Annotated in this window: 14 protein-coding genes; 3 read left to right on the top strand and 11 right to left on the bottom strand. The window is 60.6% G+C overall.

Annotated features, from left to right (window positions below; translation table 11 throughout):
- Positions 1-27: 27 nt before the first annotated feature.
- The 6 genes from QMK52_RS05855 to QMK52_RS05830 all read right to left on the bottom strand — a co-directional run bounded on the left by QMK52_RS05855 (position 28) and on the right by QMK52_RS05830 (position 5999).
- Positions 28-1269 (bottom strand): SfnB family sulfur acquisition oxidoreductase, encoded by a 1242-nt coding sequence (locus QMK52_RS05855; protein ID WP_320403909.1) that lies wholly within the window; start codon positions 1267-1269, stop codon positions 28-30.
- Positions 1270-1456: 187 nt separating this feature from the next.
- On the bottom strand, positions 1457-2251 hold the full coding sequence (locus tag QMK52_RS05850) for a hypothetical protein (RefSeq protein WP_005783786.1): 795 nt from the start codon (positions 2249-2251) through the stop codon (positions 1457-1459).
- Positions 2252-2621: 370 nt separating this feature from the next.
- Positions 2622-3368, bottom strand: a complete 747-nt coding sequence (gene tcyN / locus QMK52_RS05845; RefSeq protein WP_005783788.1) for an L-cystine ABC transporter ATP-binding protein TcyN — start codon at positions 3366-3368, stop codon at positions 2622-2624.
- A 3-nt stretch (positions 3369-3371) separates the two neighbouring features.
- Positions 3372-4037: a cystine ABC transporter permease gene (gene tcyL / locus QMK52_RS05840; RefSeq protein WP_005783790.1), complete on the bottom strand. Its 666-nt coding sequence runs from the start codon at positions 4035-4037 to the stop codon at positions 3372-3374.
- Positions 4037-4831, bottom strand: a complete 795-nt coding sequence (gene tcyJ / locus QMK52_RS05835; protein WP_005783791.1) for a cystine ABC transporter substrate-binding protein — start codon at positions 4829-4831, stop codon at positions 4037-4039. Before tcyJ ends, tcyL begins: the two co-directional genes overlap by 1 nt.
- Positions 4832-5003: 172 nt before the next feature.
- On the bottom strand, positions 5004-5999 hold the full coding sequence (locus QMK52_RS05830; protein ID WP_320403908.1) for a D-cysteine desulfhydrase: 996 nt from the start codon (positions 5997-5999) through the stop codon (positions 5004-5006).
- Between the two features lie 167 nt (positions 6000-6166).
- Between QMK52_RS05830 and epsC the strand changes: the two genes are divergently transcribed.
- The 3 genes from epsC to mgrA all read left to right on the top strand — a co-directional run bounded on the left by epsC (position 6167) and on the right by mgrA (position 10527).
- Positions 6167-7093: a serine O-acetyltransferase EpsC gene (gene epsC, locus QMK52_RS05825; protein WP_005783794.1), complete on the top strand. Its 927-nt coding sequence runs from the start codon at positions 6167-6169 to the stop codon at positions 7091-7093.
- A 308-nt stretch (positions 7094-7401) separates the two neighbouring features.
- Positions 7402-9363, top strand: a complete 1962-nt coding sequence (gene betT / locus QMK52_RS05820) for a choline transporter BetT (RefSeq protein ID WP_164366000.1) — start codon at positions 7402-7404, stop codon at positions 9361-9363.
- Positions 9364-9489: 126 nt separating this feature from the next.
- Complete coding sequence (mgrA, locus tag QMK52_RS05815) at positions 9490-10527, top strand: L-glyceraldehyde 3-phosphate reductase (RefSeq protein ID WP_248162127.1); 1038 nt, start codon at positions 9490-9492, stop codon at positions 10525-10527.
- Positions 10528-10570: 43 nt separating this feature from the next.
- Here mgrA and tauD read toward each other — a convergent pair whose 3' ends face one another.
- The 5 genes from tauD to gshA all read right to left on the bottom strand — a co-directional run bounded on the left by tauD (position 10571) and on the right by gshA (position 15822).
- Entirely contained in the window at positions 10571-11407 is an 837-nt protein-coding gene (gene tauD, locus QMK52_RS05810; protein WP_194439801.1) for a taurine dioxygenase, read from the bottom strand.
- Between the two features lie 14 nt (positions 11408-11421).
- On the bottom strand, positions 11422-12258 hold the full coding sequence (gene tauC, locus QMK52_RS05805; protein WP_005783800.1) for a taurine ABC transporter permease TauC: 837 nt from the start codon (positions 12256-12258) through the stop codon (positions 11422-11424).
- Positions 12255-13034 carry a taurine ABC transporter ATP-binding subunit gene (gene tauB, locus QMK52_RS05800; RefSeq protein ID WP_032878412.1) on the bottom strand — a complete coding sequence of 260 codons (780 nt, stop codon included), beginning with the start codon at positions 13032-13034 and terminating at the stop codon, positions 12255-12257. The genes tauC and tauB overlap by 4 nt, the downstream gene beginning before the upstream one ends.
- 18 nt (positions 13035-13052) lie before the next feature.
- Positions 13053-14030 (bottom strand): taurine ABC transporter substrate-binding protein, encoded by a 978-nt coding sequence (gene tauA / locus QMK52_RS05795; protein ID WP_005783803.1) that lies wholly within the window; start codon positions 14028-14030, stop codon positions 13053-13055.
- Positions 14031-14238: 208 nt separating this feature from the next.
- A complete protein-coding gene (gshA, locus tag QMK52_RS05790; RefSeq protein ID WP_320403907.1) occupies positions 14239-15822 on the bottom strand; it encodes a glutamate--cysteine ligase in 1584 nt (527 codons plus the stop codon).
- Positions 15823-15877: the final 55 nt, after the last annotated feature.

Genomic DNA, 15877 nt, shown 5'->3' with positions numbered 1-15877 from the left:
AGCTCGTGGAAAAAGTGTTCTGGTCGGTTAAATCCAGGAATGACGAGCAGGTAAGGTGCCGTTCAGTCGATAGGCGCCGATGGCGTGATACTTCCAGCGCACCGGATCGTGCAGGGTATGCACCCGCGCGTTGCGCCAGTGACGGTCAAGGTTGAATTCGGCGAGGGTGGCGCGGCTGCCGGCCAGTTCGAAGAGCTTTTCGGTGACCTGCAATGCCACTTCGGTGGTGAGCACCTTGGCCTCGGCCACGGCAATCGAGGCGCGCGCGGCGGACTGCGCGGTGATCGGTGCCGCTCTGACCTGGTCCAGTACCTGACCGGCCTTGCGCAACAGTGCCTCGGCAGCGTGCAGTTCGATCTTCAACTTGCCGATATCGGCGATCACATACAGGTCATCGCTGGCCCGCTCGACCTTGGCGTCGATCCAGGGGCGTGAACGCTCGCGTACAAAGGCGATAGTGTCGTCGAGGGCGCCACGGGCGATGCCGGCGTCAATGGCTGCCTGGATCAGTTGCGACACGGCACCCTGGATATTCGGGCTTTCGCCCAGGCGCCAGTTGTCGATGACCAACTCCGGGTCTACCGCCACCCGGTCAAGCAGCACGGTGCCGCTGGCGGTGGTGCGTTGGCCAAAACCGGACCAGTCATCGACGATGCGCAACCCCTCGCTGCCGCGCCGCACAAAGGCCATGACTTGCTTGCCGTCATCGTTCAACGCCTTTATCGCGACCCAGTGGGCAAACAATGCGCCGGTGGAGTAGAACTTCTGGCCGCTGACCACGAACCCATCGCCTTCGGCCGTGAGGCGTGCCTTGAGCTCCAGCGTGTTTTTGGTACCGCGTTCCGGGCCGCCGTTGCCGATGCGCCACCCGTCGAGCACGCTTTGGAACAGCTGCTTTTTCTGGCGCTCGGTCGCGGTTCCCTGCAACACGTGCAGGATGCCGAAATGGTTCTGCGGGATCTGCCCGAGGGCCGGGTCGGCTGCGCTGATGATCGCGAAGACTTCGGCCAGGGTCACAAACGACACCTGTGGGCCGCCGTATTCGCGGGGAATGGAAATACTGCCCAGGCCACTGCGGGTGAATTGTTCGAGTTGCGCCCACGGCAGTTTGCGCTGCTGGTCGCGCGTAGCGGCCTGCAGGCGCGCAGCCTGGGCCAGCTCATGAGCCGCACTCAGTGCCTGGGCGTCGTTGCGCAGCACCGTGGCGGGCAACAACAGGGGGGCTACGTCCAGATCACTCTGGGGGGGTGTTAGAGCCAAGTTAGACATCAGCGCCGCTCCTTGGCTGCACGCAATGCCCTGGCGTTATGCACCGGGGTAATTCTGACCATACCGACCTCGCATTCAATGAAATAAAAACAGAAAAATCAGGAATGTCCGGTGGTCCGGTGCATATACCCTAAGCGTGTTAATTCTTTAAATAAACTAACTTTTAGGAATATGCATAGAAGGGCTGTCACCCCGGTTCACAGGGTGAGCCGAAGCGACGCGGTTGATAGCCCGGCGCGGGCGAGGCAGGCGGGGTTGGCAAGACTGGCGTGCAGGCGGCGATACGTAGCGTGCGGGCCGGTGCCCAGCGTGAATTATTGCCCACGCGATCGAGAATGCAGTACGTGACTTCCAATCGGCAGTCGTCGCCCGCTTCGACAATGATCTGGGACGGTACCCACACCTGCACTGCCAGGCCAACGTTTTTGGCCTGGATTTTCGGCAGGTCCAGGCGCACATCACCCCAGCGCAGTGTGATGGCATCGCCGGCACTCATGTTCAAGTAAGGTTCGATGGTCAGCGGAATGCCGCGCCGAACCTGGTTGCGGTTGACGCCATGGCGGCGGATCGTCTCGGGCAAACCCACGGGGGCGAGATTCTGGTTTTCATCACTTTCGTGGTTGAGGCATGGCTCAGGCTGGCCTCCGGGGTAGTTGGTCTTGACCCGCACCAGGGTGACGGCCGAGCGCATCGGGCCATGGCCGATTTGCAGGACCTGGTAGTGGACGCGTGCCGGCCCGTCCTGCACGAAACTTTCCGGTACCCACAGATGAGTGAACGTGCCGATCTTGCACGCCGTCACCTTGCGCGAGGCGGCAAAGCAGTTGTTCCAGAACAGTTCGATCAGGTCGCCTTCCTCCATGCCCGAGTAGGGGGATATGTCGACCTGCAGATGGGTGGAGGCCAGGGCGCTGATGCCGTTTCCTACCGCCTGGGGCAGCTTCGGGGCAGGCAGCATGGCCAGGGTTTGAGTGTGTGTCATAAGTAATCTCCTTGTTGCAGCCAGCAGTCATCGTTCCGAACCTTCGGCGCAAAGGCACAGGGCGATTCGAAAGGAACGATTCAGTCAGTAGCCGGGATGGGATCCAATCCTTAAGGCGCTAGATAAGAGGGTTGGCCGGGGAGCGTCAATGGAGGCAAAAGGCTAAACGGCGGGTTTGAGGATATTCAGAAGGGTCTGACGGGGAGGGGGGTTTTAAGGGGGGTACGGCGGGGGATTTTATGCGCTGAAATGGTAACCCGTTGTAGGAGCGAGCTTGCTCGCGAAGAACGTAAACGGTAACGCGGTAATTCAGATCGACCGAGTTGCCTGGGCGTTTTTCGCGAGCAAGCTCGCTCCTACAGAGGGTGGGTCAGTGGGCGAGGAATTTGCTCAGAAACTGCCGGGTGCGTTCTTCCCTGGGGTTGGCGAACAACGCTTTGGCTTCACCCTGTTCAACGATCACGCCCTTGTCGAAAAAGATCACCCGGTTGGCCACGTCCCGAGCAAAGCTCATTTCGTGGGTCACGATGACCATGGTGCGGTTTTCTTCGGCCAGGCTGCGAATGGTCGCCAGCACTTCGCCCACCAGTTCCGGGTCGAGAGCCGAGGTGGGTTCGTCGAACAGAATCACCTCCGGCTCCATGGCCAACGCACGGGCAATCGCCACACGCTGTTGCTGGCCGCCGGACAGTCGCCTTGGGTAGGACGCCTCCTTGCCCGCCAGGCCGACCCTGGCCAACAGCTTGCGCCCCAGTTCGGTGGCCGCTTCCCGTGGCATCTTCTTGACCACAATCGGGCCTTCGATGACGTTTTCCAGCGCAGTGCGGTGGGGGAACAGGTTGAAGTTCTGGAACACAAAGCCCACGTGCTGGCGCAGACGCCGTACCAGCCCCTGTTGCTGGTTGAGCGGCTTGCTGCCGTCGATCTGGATATCCCCCACCTTGATGCGGCCGCTGGTGGGTTCTTCGAGGAAATTCAGGCAGCGCAGGAAGGTGGTCTTGCCGGAACCGCTGGGGCCGATGATGGCGACCACTTCGCCTTCCTTGACCTCAAGGTCGATGCCGTCAAGCACCACTTGACCGTTGAATTGTTTGGTCAGTTTTTCAACCACGATCATGCTTCAGGACTCCAGGTCATGCCGGTTGACCCGGTCTTCCAGACGATTTTGCAGATGCGCCAGGATGCTCGCCAGGATCCAGTAGAGAAGGGCTGCGGACAGATACATGGTGAAAATTTCGAAGGTACGCGCCGATACCAGTTGGGCCTGACGGAACAGCTCGGGCACCTGGATGGTGGCGGCCAGCGCAGTGTCCTTGACCAGCGAAATGAAGCTGTTGCCCAGGGGCGGCAATGCCGTGCGCATCGCTTGCGGCAGAATGGCCCGGCGCAGGGTTTGCGCACGGGTCATGCCAATACTGGCGGCGGCTTCCCACTGGCCACGCTCGATGGAGGCGATGGCGGCCCGCAGGATTTCACACGCATAAGCGGCCATGTTCAGCGAAAAGCCGATCATGGCCGCCGGGATCGGATCCAGCTCGATGCCCACTTGCGGCAAGCCGTAGTAGATCAGGAACAGCTGCACCAGCAACGGCGTACCGCGAAAGAACGATACATAGACCCGGGCCGTCCAGCTCAGCAACTTGAAGCGCGACAGGCGCATCAAGGCCAGGCCGAAGCCCAGCAGCAAGCCGAAAAACATCCCGCCCAGGCTGAGGATTACCGTGTAGTACGCGCCCTTGAGCAGAAAGGGCGCGGAGTCCAGCGCGAGTTGAAAACCTGCTTCCATTATTGAGTGACGTCAGCGTTGAAGTACTTCTCGGACAGCTTCTTCAAGGTGCCGTCGGCGCGCAGTTTGTCGAGGGCCGTGTTGACCGCGTCGAGCAGTTCAGGCTCGCCTTTGCGCAGGGCGATACCGGCTTCCTGACGGGAGAAGGCGTCGCCGGCAGCGGCAGTGTCGGGGGCTTTCTTGGCGTATTCGAGGGCGGCCAGGCGGTCGATCAGGATCGCGTCGATACGGCCGATGCGCAGGTCCTGGAACTTGGTTGGGTCGTCGTTGTAGGTCTTGATAATGGCTTTGGGTTGATTGTCCTTGAGCCATTGTTCGTAGTTGGTGCCCAGGCCCACGCCGACTTTTTTACCGGCCAGGTCGTCGGCATTCGTGATCGAGTCGACGTTCTTTTTCAGCACCAGTGCCTGGATGCCGGACACGGTGTAGGGCTTGGAGAAATCGTACTTTTTCTTACGTTCTTCAGAGATGGTCACCTGGTTGACCACGGCGTCCAGGCGCTTGGATTCCAGCGCGGCGAGAATGCCGTCCCACGGAGTAGCTTGCAGCTTGACCTTGACGCCCAGCTCCTTGGCCAGTGCTTCGGACAGTTCCACTTCGAAACCGCTGAGCTTGCCGCTTTCGTCGACGAAGCTGAACGGTGGGTAGGTGCCTTCCAGACCGATCTTGATCTCGCCGGCCTTCTTGATGGTGTTCAACTGCTCGCCGGCAACCGCCTGGCCCAGCCAACCGGCGCCAAGCGCCAGGCCCAAAGTGCTGACCAGCAGAGTGCGACGCAATACAGAAATAGTCATGAAGAGCCCCTGTGTTTTTATGGTGAGCGAAGCAGGTGACGCAGTAGTCGTATCCTGCCTTAAAGCGCGAAGCGCGTCTTCGCCTTCGGCGCGATGATAAAGCGGGTTTTTAAGACTTGAAAATAATAAAAAAACAATTTCATATTTCTTTTAAGAATATATGGGTATTCAATCAATTGAATACTGAGTCATAGGCAAACAATGCCGGCGCCCCACCGGTATGCAGGAAAATGATCGGCCCCTCTTCAAACCGCTGGCGCCCGATGCCGTCCAGCAAACCGGCCATGGCCTTGCCGGTATAGACCGGGTCCAGCAGCAGACCTTCCTGGCTGGCCAAAAGTTTGATCGCGGAAAGGGTGCCGGCATTCGGTTCGCCATAACGGGGGCCGAAATACTCGTCCCACAGGATCACTTTAAAGGCGTCGGGAATAGCCACTCCAAGCAACTCGGCAGTGCGTTCTGCCAGGCTTTGCACTTTGGGCAACTGCGCTTGCTCGGTGCGCGACACGGTGATGCCGATCACCGGCAACTGCGGCAGTACTTCGCTCAAGGCCAGGGCCAGGCCGCTGTGCGTGCCGGCACTGCCTGAGGCGAGCACCACGGCGGCAAACTCAATCCCGCTGTCTTCAATCTGCGCGGCCAGTTCCAGCCCTGCGCGCACGTAACCCAAAGCGCCGAGTGCATTGGAGCCGCCGATAGGCACCAGGTAGGGTTGCTTGCCATTGCTGCGCAGGCGGTCGGCGAGGGCGGCGAGTTGGGCATCGGCGTTGTCGAGGTTTTCCACCAGCTCCACTTTGGCGTCAAACAACTCCAGCAGCAGGCGGTTGCCATTGGCCAGGTAGTTGGCGTCTTCGGTGCCAGTAGGGTTTTCCAGCAGAGCAACGCAGCCCAGGCCGAGTTTGGCGGCCAGTGCGGCGGTCTGGCGGACGTGGTTGGACTGGATCGCGCCGGCGGTGACCAAGGTGTCGGCGCCCTGGGCAATGGCGTCGGCCGCCAGGTATTCGAGTTTGCGCAGCTTGTTGCCACCCATGGCCAGGGGCGTGGTGTCGTCGCGCTTGACGTAAATGTCCCTGCCCAGCCAGGCCGACAGCCGTTCAAGTTTTTCCAGAGCGGTGGCACCGCTCAGTAGTTCCAGACGGTTAAAGCGCTCGAGCTGTTGTTTGATCATGGCTACGCACGGTGACTGAATGATGGGGAGGACTATAGGCAGGCACTTTTCATCGGGCAACCGTCAATCGCTTATGAACAATAGTTCTTACGACCACACCATTGGTTCTTAAGAGCTGCCAGGGTGCATACCGTAAAGTGATGGCCATTTCGTCAGGAGTGAATACCGTGAGTGAGCGTTCCAGTCATTGGCAATTGCAGACCATCGTCAGCCAGCTGCGCGGCGCGCGGGACCAGTGGCGAACGCGCAATGGTCGCTTGAGCGGCGAGCACGGTGGCCGTGAATTGCCGTCCCGCGAGGCGGTGGCGCAGATCCTCGAAGCCTTGTGCGGTGCGCTATTCCCCATGCGCCTGGGTCCGGTGGACCTGCGTGAAGAAAGCGAAGACTTCTACGTGGGGCATACCCTCGACGTAGCGCTCAACGCCTTGCTCGCCCAGGCGCGCCTGGAGTTGCGCTACGCCGCACGCCAGGGCGGCGAAGATGACAGCGGTGTGGATGCCCATGCCATTCGGCTGATCCAGGATTTTGCCCTGGCATTGCCAGCCCTGCGCAGCCTCTTGGATACCGACGTACTGGCCGCCTACCACGGCGACCCGGCTGCACGCAGTGTGGATGAAGTGCTGCTGTGCTACCCGGGCATCCTGGCGGTGATCCACCATCGCCTGGCCCACCACCTGTACCGCGCAGGCTTGCCGCTGTTGGCGCGCATCAGTGCGGAAATCGCCCACTCGGCCACTGGCATCGATATCCACCCCGGCGCGCAGATCGGCCCGAGTTTCTTCATCGACCACGGGACTGGCGTAGTGATTGGCGAGACGGCGATCATCGGCGAGCGCGTGCGTATCTACCAGGCGGTGACACTGGGCGCCAAGCGCTTCCCCGCCGATGAGGACGGGCAGTTGCAAAAAGGCCATCCGCGGCACCCCATTGTTGAGAATGATGTGGTGATCTACGCCGGGGCGACGATTTTGGGGCGGATCACCATCGGCCAGGGTTCGACCATTGGCGGCAATGTGTGGCTGACCCGCAGCGTGCCGGCGGGGGCGAATATCACCCAGGCGAACTTGCAGCATGACGATGGGGCGCAAAAGTAATACCTGAGCCAGCTCCCACATTTCGTATGTATTTCAACGTGGGGTCGCTGAACGATTTGCCTTCTTCATCCGTCATACCAATCCTTGAGCTAGTGTAGGAATCATCTACCACTCAGCCCTGCGATTAGTCCCAGACCGCCTATTCATGTTTAACTTGAACGTTCGTTCAAGTTAAACCCGGTGGTTCGCTGCCCGCTCACAACAGGAGGCTTACCTTTGCTGAGTCCGTTATTTACAGCCATATCCCGCAACCTTGAGGTGCATCGTTCATGAGTGCATCGTCCACCCCTTCCAGCGGCATGGTGCGCATGAATGCGCCCGTTTTCTACTTTGCCGCCACCTTCATCCTGCTGTTTGGCATCACGGTCATCGCTATCCCGCAACAGGCCGGAGCCTGGCTGCTGGCGGCGCAAAACTGGGCGGCCAATACGGTCGGCTGGTACTACATGCTGGCGATGACCCTGTATCTGGTCTTCGTGGTGGTCACCGCGCTATCGGGCTACGGCAAGATAAAACTCGGTGCCGACCACGACGAGCCCGAATTCAGCTACCTGTCATGGGCCGGCATGTTGTTCGCCGCCGGAATCAGCATCACGCTGTTCTTCTTCTGCGTCTCGGAGCCGTTGACGCACCTGGTGCAGCCGCCCCAGGGCGAAGCGATGAACGCCGATGCAGCGCGCCAGGCCATGCAGGTGCTGTTCCTGCACTGGGGCCTGCATGGCTGGGGTGTGTTCGCGTTCGTGGGCATGGCCCTGGCGTATTTCGCCTACCGGCATAACCTGCCGCTGGCATTGCGTTCGGCGCTGTACCCGCTGATCGGCAAGCGCATCAATGGCCCTATCGGTTATGCGGTGGATGGCTTCGGTATCATCGCGACGGTGTTCGGCCTTGGCGCTGACATGGGTTTTGGCGTGTTGCACCTCAATTCCGGCCTGGACTACCTGTTTGGCATTGCTCACACCCAGTGGATCCAGGTGGGCCTGATCACGTTGATGATGGGCGCGGCGATCATTGTTGCGGTAGCCGGCGTCGACAAAGGCGTACGGGTGATGTCCGACATCAACATGCTGCTGGCCTGTGCGCTGTTGCTGTTTGTGTTATTCGCCGGGCCTACCCAGCACTTGCTCAACACCTTGATCCAGAACATCGGTGACTACCTGGGCGCGCTGCCGACCAAGAGTTTCGATGTGTACGCCTACGACAAGCCAAGCGACTGGCTGGGCGGCTGGACAGTGTTCTACTGGGCCTGGTGGATCGCATGGTCGCCGTTTGTAGGTCTGTTTATTGCGCGTATCTCCCGTGGCCGCACCATCCGCGAATTCGTGTTTGGCGTGCTGTTGATTCCGCTGGGCTTTACCCTGGCGTGGATGTCGATCTTCGGTAACAGTGCCATCGACCAAGTGCTCAACCATGGCATGGCTGCGCTGGGCCAGTCGGCCATCGATGACCCGTCGATGAGCCTCTACCTCCTGCTGGAAACCTACCCGTGGAGCAAGACGGTGATTGCGGTCACGGTGTTTATCAGCTTTGTGTTCTTTGTGACCTCGGCGGACTCAGGCACAGTGGTGCTGTCCACTTTGTCATCCAAAGGCGGCAACGCTGATGAAGACGGGCCGAAGTGGCTGCGGGTGTTCTGGGGTGCGATGACAGCGCTGGTGACCAGTGCCCTGCTGTTCGCCGGCAGTATCGACTCGCTCAAATCAGCGGTGGTGCTGACCTCGCTGCCGTTCTCGCTGATTCTGCTGCTGATGATGTGGGGGCTGCACAAGGCGTTTTACCTGGAGTCGCAAAAGCAGATCGCGCAATTGCATTCCCTGGCGCCAATATCGGCTTCACGCAAAGGCCGTGGCGGCTGGCGCCAGCGCTTGAGCCAGGCCGTGCATTTCCCGTCACGTGATGAGGTGTATCGCTTCCTGGAATCGACGGTGCGCCCGGCGATCGAAGAAGTGACGGCGGTGTTTGTCGAGAAGGGCCTGAATGTAGTCACTCAGCCGGACCCGTCCAACGACAGCGTCAGCCTGGAAATCGGCCATGGCGAGGAGCACCCGTTCATCTACCAGGTGCAGATGCGCGGCTATTTCACGCCGTCGTTTGCCCGCGGTGGCATGGGTTCCAAAGAGATCAACAACCGCCGTTACTATCGTGCGGAGGTGCACTTGAGTGAGGGTAGCCAGGACTATGACCTGGTGGGCTATACCAAGGAGCAGATCATCAACGACATCCTCGACCAGTACGAGCGCCATCTGCAGTTCCTGCATTTGGTGCGCTGATACCGTTCCTCTCAAGTAGGTCTTTGCTGTAAAAGGAAGAGGCAGACTTAAGCGATTCAGCGGGTTAAAAGGCTTGGGAATAACCTTATTCCCGAGCCTTTCAACCCTCAGTCCAGAGAGGATTCGATGACGTACATTGCTGCCGAAAACCGCTATGAATCTATTCCCTATCGCCGCGTAGGCCGCAGTGGGTTGGTGCTGCCGGCACTGTCCCTGGGGCTGTGGCACAACTTTGGCGACAGCACCCCGATCGACACCCAGCGCGCTTTGCTGCGCACGGCGTTCGACCTGGGTATCAACCACTTCGACCTGGCCAACAACTACGGCCCGCCCTATGGCAGCGCCGAGATCAACTTCGGTCGGTTGCTGCGTGAAGACTTCAAGCACTACCGCGACGAATTGATCATTTCCAGCAAAGCCGGTTGGGACATGTGGCCCGGCCCCTACGGCCAGGGCGGTGGCTCGCGCAAATACATCCTGGCGAGCCTGGACCAGAGCCTGCAACGCCTGGGCGTCGACTACGTGGATATTTTCTACTCCCACCGTTTTGACCCCGACACGCCCCTGGAAGAAACCGCCAGCGCCCTCGCCACTGCCGTGCAACAAGGCAAGGCGTTGTACATCGGTATCTCGTCCTATTCCGGGGTGAAAACCCGCGAAATCGCAGCCTTGCTCAAAGAGTGGAAAGTGCCGCTGTTGATTCACCAACCGGCTTACAACCTGCTCAACCGCTGGGTGGAAAAGGACCTGCTCGACACCACCGAAGAACTTGGCGCTGGGGTGATCGCCTTCACGCCGCTGGCCCAGGGTTTGCTCACCGACAAGTACCTCAATGGCATACCGGCCGATGCACGGGTCAATCGTCCGGGTGGTGGTTCGTTGCAGGCCCAACACCTGTCCGAAGCCAACATCGCTCATGTGCGCGGCCTGAATGAAATCGCCCAGCGTCGCGGCCAGAGCCTGGCGCAATTAGCGCTGGCCTGGACCCTGCGTGATCCACGGGTCACCAGTGCGCTGATCGGTGCGAGCCGGCCGGAGCAGATTATCGAGAACGTTGGGGCGTTGAAGAACTTGAGCTTCAGCGCTGAAGAACTGGCGCAGATTGATCGGTTTGCGCAGGAGGGTGGGATCAACTTGTGGGAAAAGCCATCCACTGCTGAATAACTGACACAACTGGGTCAAAAATGTGGGAGGGGCGGTGTGGCGACTAGAACGGCACATCCCCAAGAATCGTCGCCCGGTGCATCACCCGCCGCTGTGGCCGGTAGTCATCCACGGCGTAATGCTGGGTCACTCGGTTATCCCAGAACGCCACGTCATTTTCCTGCCAGCGCCAGCGGATGGTGAATTCCGGGCGCGTTGCATGCGCGAACAGCAGTTTGAGAATCGCCTCGCTTTCGGCCGGCTCCAGTTCGTTGATTCTGGTGGTGAAGCCGTCGCTGACGAACAGCGATTTACGCCCACTGACGGGATGGGTACGCACCACCGGATGCGACAACGGTGGGTTCTTGCGGCGGGTTTGCTCCCAGCGCAGCAAGTCTTCGGCGGTATTGCCAAAACGCTCCAAAGGAAAAGATTTGGTGAAATCGTGGGTGGCGGTGAGCCCGTTGAGCAATACCTTCAACGGTTCGGAAAGCGCCTCATACGCCGCAATACCACTGGCCCACAGCGTATCGCCGCCAAACGCCGGCAGCAGCTTGGCGCTGAGCACCGCGCCCAGAGCAGGCGTGGGCAGAAAGGTCACGTCGGTATGCCACACCGCGTTGTCACGCACATCGGTGACCGCGGTGTCGAGGATCAGCACTTCGGGCTGTTCCGGCACGTTGGGGTAGATCGGGTGGATGTGCAGGTCGCCAAAATTGGCCGCGAACCGTGCCTGTTGTTGCGGGGTGATTGGCTGATCACGGAAGAACAGCACCGAATAGTCGAGCAACGCCTGTTCAATGGCGTCGCGCTGTTCAGGGGCCAGCGGCTGAGTAATGTCGACGCCACTGATCTGGGCGCCCAGGGCGGTACTTAATGGGGTAACGGTCAGGCTGCTCATTGTAGATTCTTCACTCAGTGTGCCTGGCCATGCCAGGGCACTAATTTACGCTGCAGGGCGCGCAGGCCCATTTCCATGGCGAAGGCGATCAGGGCGATCACCAGGATCCCCAGCACCACCACATCGGTGACCAGAAACTGCGCCGCCGACTGCACCATGAAGCCCAGGCCACTGGTGGCGGCAATCAACTCGGCGGCGACCAGGGTCGACCAGCCCACACCCAGGCCGATACGCACACCGGTGAGGATATCGGGCAGGGCGCTGGGCAGGATCACATGGCGAATCAGTTGCGCACGGGTGGCGCCCAACGACTGCGCAGCCCGCAGCTTGGCCGGGTCGACGGTGCGCACCCCGGTTGCGGTGGCGATGGCGATCGGGGCGAAAATCGCCAGGTAAATCAGTAGCACCTTGGACAGCTCGCCAATGCCGCACCAGATCACGATCAGCGGCAGGTAGGCCAGCGGCGGAATCGGCCGGTAGAACTCGATCAACGGATCGAAAATGCCTCGGGCAATGCGGTTGGCACCGATGGCAATCCCCACCGGCACGGCGGTCAGCACCGCAAAACCCAGGCCCAAGCCGATGCGGCTCAGGCTCGCGCCCAGGTGCTGCCACAAGGTGGAATCCATGTAGCCGGTGGTCGCCAGCAGCCAGCCTTTTTGCAACACGGCGGACGGTGGTGGCAGGAACAAAGGTTCGATCAAACCGGTGGCGGTCACCGCCCACCACAGGGCAAGCAGAGCGACCAGGGTCAGTACGCTGATCCAGCGCGTGCTCAGGCTGCGGCGTACCGGGATAACGGCAGGTGCCACCGGCTTGCTGGCCGTGGCGGGAAGTTCGTAGCTGCTCATGCGTACACCTGCCGTTGGGAGAACACTTTGCCCAGCACGTGCTCGCGGGTTTCGATAAAGCGCGGGTCGGACTTGATTGCGCGGGCTGATTCACCGGCAGCGTAACGTTGGCCGAAATCCAGCTGCAGGCGTTCGACGATCTGGCCGGGGTTGGGCGCCAGCAGGATCAGGTCCGTGGCCAGGAACACCGCTTCTTCAATGTCATGGGTAATCAGGAACACCGGCTTGGCCGTGCGCCGCCACACTTGCAGCAGCAACTCCTGCATTTGTTCGCGGGTGAAGGCATCCAGCGCACCGAAGGGTTCGTCCATCAGTAATACGCGAGGGTCGGCCGCCAGGGCGCGGGCGAGGCCAACGCGTTGCTTCTGGCCGCCGGAGAGTTGCCAGATGCGCCGGCTGTCGAAACCGGCCAGGTCCACCAGAGCGAGCATTTCGCGGGCGCGTACTTCGCGCTGCGCCTTGGGCACGCCGGCCAGTTCCAGGCCGAAGGCGACGTTGGCCAGCACGTCCTGCCAGGGCAGCAGGGCGTCGTCCTGGAACACCACACCGCGTTCGGCGCTGGGCCCTTTGACCGGCACACCGTCGAGGGTGATACGCCCGGCAGAAGGCTCGACGAAACCGGCAATCAGGTTCAACAGCGATGTCTTGCCACTGCCGGAGGGGCCCAGGGCGACCAGCAATTGCTGGGGCCCAAGGTCCAGTGAAATATCGGACAGTACCGGTTCCGGGGCGCCTGGGTACTGTGCGCTGATGCGCTCCAGCTGTAGCAAGGCCATCGCGATGAACTCCTTGGATCAGTTAGAAATGAACTTGGCGCTGACGTAAGGGGCGTAGTCGGGCAGTACGGCATCGACCTTGCCTTGTTCCTTGAGGAACACAGCAGTGTCGGTGACTGCCTTGGTGGTCGGCGCGCCCAGCAGGGTCACCTGGTCAGCGGCCAGCGGGTAGACGTTGCCTTGCAGCAGCAAGGGAATATCGCTGGCCTTGGCGCCGGAGAGTTTCACCAGCTTGTCGACGTTGCCGGTGTCGGCGAGCCAGGCTTGTGGGTCTTTGCGGTAGGCGGCGTAGGCATCCAGGGTGACCTTGGCGAAGGCGGTAACGATGTCCGGGTGCTTCTCGGCAAAATCCTTGCGCACGATCCAGGCATCGAATGTTGGCGCGCCGAACTTGGCCAGCTCGCCGGAGGTGATCAACACCTTGCCGTTTTCCTTGGCTACACCCAGAGCCGGGTCCCACACGTAGGTGGCGTCGATATCACCGCGCTTCCACGCGGCGATGATGGCCGGAGGCGCCAGGTTGAGAATGGTGACTTTGGCCGGGTCGATGTTCCAGTGTTTCAGCGCGGCAAGCAGGCTGTAGTGGCCGGTGGAGACGAAGGGTACGGCGATTTTTTTGCCGACCAGGTCCTGCGGGCTGTTGATCCCCGACCCATTGCGCGCCACCAGGGCTTCAGCCCCGCCGATCTGGGTGGCAACGAGGAAGGTTTCTACTGGGACTTTGCGGGTTACCGCAGCGGTCAGCGGGCTGGAACCGAGGTAGCCGATCTGCACGTCGCCGGAGGCAATGGCGGCGATGATGTCGGCGCCATTGTCGAATTTGCGCCAGTCGATTTTGGCGTTGGTAGCTTTTTCATAGGCCCCGTCAGCCTGGGCGACTTTGGCCGGGTCGACGGTGGTCTGATAAGCGATAGTCACGTCCGCCGCCTGGGCAAACAGACTGGCACCGGCCAGGGACAACGCGGCCAGCAAGCGCAGAGGGGTCAGCAGTTTCAAGGGGAAGCTCCTCAATCAGGCGGCCGAGAGTCGGCGTGTGAGGAGACTAAATGATCTAAGAACTCGAAAATAAATAACTTTTTCGAATTAGCTTAAAACTGTAGGAGCGAGCTTGCTCGCGAAAAACGTTAACGATGACGCGTTCAGTCTGGATGAGCGCGGTGTTCCTGGGTTTTTCGCGAGCAAGCTCGCTCCTACAGGGTGCTGTTTAGTTGCTGATGGCGAGGATGCTGGCCTGGTACGACCCGACAAACACATCGAAATCGCCCACTTCGTTCTGCTCCAGCTCCACCTGTTGCGCCAGCGAAGCACGCGCCAGTTCTTCGAAGTGCGCTTGTTCTTCAGCAGCCAGGGGCTCTTTGCGGAAGTACTCGGCGTGGACCTCGCTCTGATGCAGGGAGAACTGGGCAAAGCTCTCCTTGCGCTCAGCCATGGCCGCCAACACCTGGGCCGACGGCGTCAGGGACGGGTCCTTGACCTTGGCCAGTTGGGCATCCAGCGCTTCACTGTGTTCGGTAATACCTTGGCTCTCATCGAGCAAGGCAGCCAATGGTGCAATCTTCTCCAGCAACTGCGCAGCCCATTCCTTCATGTCCACCGGCTGGCCGTCACGCTGCAATTGCAGGCCCGGACGCCGACCTTCCTTGACCACGCTGAGGAAGTTGGAGGTGGCGTTGCCGCACTCGTTGTTGGCGAACAGCGGGCTGTCGTTCAGCGCGCAATACAGCAGGAATGCGTCGAGGAATCGCGACTCCGGCAAGTCGATCCCCATCGGCAGGAACGGGTTGATGTCCAGGCAACGCACTTCGATGTACTGGATGCCACGGGCCATCAGCGCCTGGATCGGCCGCTCGCCGGTGTAGGTCACACGCTTGGGGCGGATATTGGAGTAGTACTCGTTTTCGATCTGCAGGATGTTGGTGTTGAGCTGCACCCACTCACCATCCTTGTGCGTGCCGACTTCAACATACGGTGCGTAGGGCGTTGCCACCGCTTCGCGCAGGCTGTCGGTGTAGCTGGCCAGGTCGTTGTAGCAAGGCGTCAGGCCAGCCTGGGCGTTGCTTTGGTAACCCAGGTCGCTCATGCGCAGGCTCGTGGCGTAGGGCAGGTACAGGGTGTCGGCATCCAGGGCTTCAAGCTGGTGCGAGCGGCCGCGCAGGAAACCGGCGTCCAGGGCTGGCGAGGCACCAAAGAGGTACATCAACAGCCAGCTGTAGCGACGGAAATTACGGATCAGCGCGATATAGGCCGTGGACTGATAGTCACGGTCGGTACCGACAAAGCCTTCGGCTTCCTTGAGCAACGGCCACAGCTGTTCCGGCAGCGAAAAGTTGTAGTGGATGCCGGCGATGCACTGCATGGTCTTGCCGTAGCGCAGGGCCAGGCCCTTGCGGTACACATACTTGAGCTGGCCGATATTGGAGGTGCCGTAGTAGGCGATCGGAATATCTTCCTCGGCCGGTAACGGGCACGGCATCGAGGGGCTCCACAGGTATTCGCTGCCCAGCTTGGAGTAGGCAAAGCGATGGATCTTGTCCAGGCTGCCCAGGGTCTCGGCCGGGTTGGGCAGGGCTGGGGTGATGAACTCCAGCAGCGATTCCGAATAGTCAGTGGTGATCTGTTCGTTGGTCAACGCAGCGCCCAGGGCTTCAGGGTGCGGCGTTTGCGCCAGGCGACCCTCGCTGGTGACGCGCAGGCATTCGCGCTCGATGCCGTGCAAGCACTGCTCTAGCAGGGAGAGGTGTTCGCGCTTGCCGAGCAGGGCCAGGCGGCGGTTGAGAAGTTCGCTCAAGTTGGATTCCTTCACGCGTCAGTCGCCCCAATATGGGGGTGGGCAGGACGGTCTA

Origin of the sequence: Pseudomonas sp. P9_2 (genome assembly GCF_034008255.1) — a bacterium.
Taxonomy (GTDB): domain Bacteria; phylum Pseudomonadota; class Gammaproteobacteria; order Pseudomonadales; family Pseudomonadaceae; genus Aquipseudomonas; species Aquipseudomonas synxantha_A.
The sequence above is the reverse complement of the archived record's forward strand: the minus strand, read 5'-3'. Positions and strand labels throughout refer to the sequence as shown.

Bases quoted from the DNA above. Each gene is read 5' to 3' on its own strand.
- QMK52_RS05855 (WP_320403909.1), bottom strand. From the start codon at position 1,269: ATGTCTAACTTGGCTCTAACACCCCCCCAGAGTGATCTGGACGTAGCC.
- QMK52_RS05850 (WP_005783786.1), bottom strand. From the start codon at position 2,251: ATGACACACACTCAAACCCTGGCCATGCTGCCTGCCCCGAAGCTGCCC.
- tcyN (WP_005783788.1), bottom strand. From the start codon at position 3,368: ATGATCGTGGTTGAAAAACTGACCAAACAATTCAACGGTCAAGTGGTG.
- tcyL (WP_005783790.1), bottom strand. From the start codon at position 4,037: ATGGAAGCAGGTTTTCAACTCGCGCTGGACTCCGCGCCCTTTCTGCTC.
- tcyJ (WP_005783791.1), bottom strand. From the start codon at position 4,831: ATGACTATTTCTGTATTGCGTCGCACTCTGCTGGTCAGCACTTTGGGC.
- QMK52_RS05830 (WP_320403908.1), bottom strand. From the start codon at position 5,999: ATGATCAAACAACAGCTCGAGCGCTTTAACCGTCTGGAACTACTGAGC.
- betT (WP_164366000.1), top strand. From the start codon at position 7,402: ATGAATGCGCCCGTTTTCTACTTTGCCGCCACCTTCATCCTGCTGTTT.
- mgrA (WP_248162127.1), top strand. From the start codon at position 9,490: ATGACGTACATTGCTGCCGAAAACCGCTATGAATCTATTCCCTATCGC.
- tauD (WP_194439801.1), bottom strand. From the start codon at position 11,407: ATGAGCAGCCTGACCGTTACCCCATTAAGTACCGCCCTGGGCGCCCAG.
- tauC (WP_005783800.1), bottom strand. From the start codon at position 12,258: ATGAGCAGCTACGAACTTCCCGCCACGGCCAGCAAGCCGGTGGCACCT.
- tauB (WP_032878412.1), bottom strand. From the start codon at position 13,034: ATGGCCTTGCTACAGCTGGAGCGCATCAGCGCACAGTACCCAGGCGCC.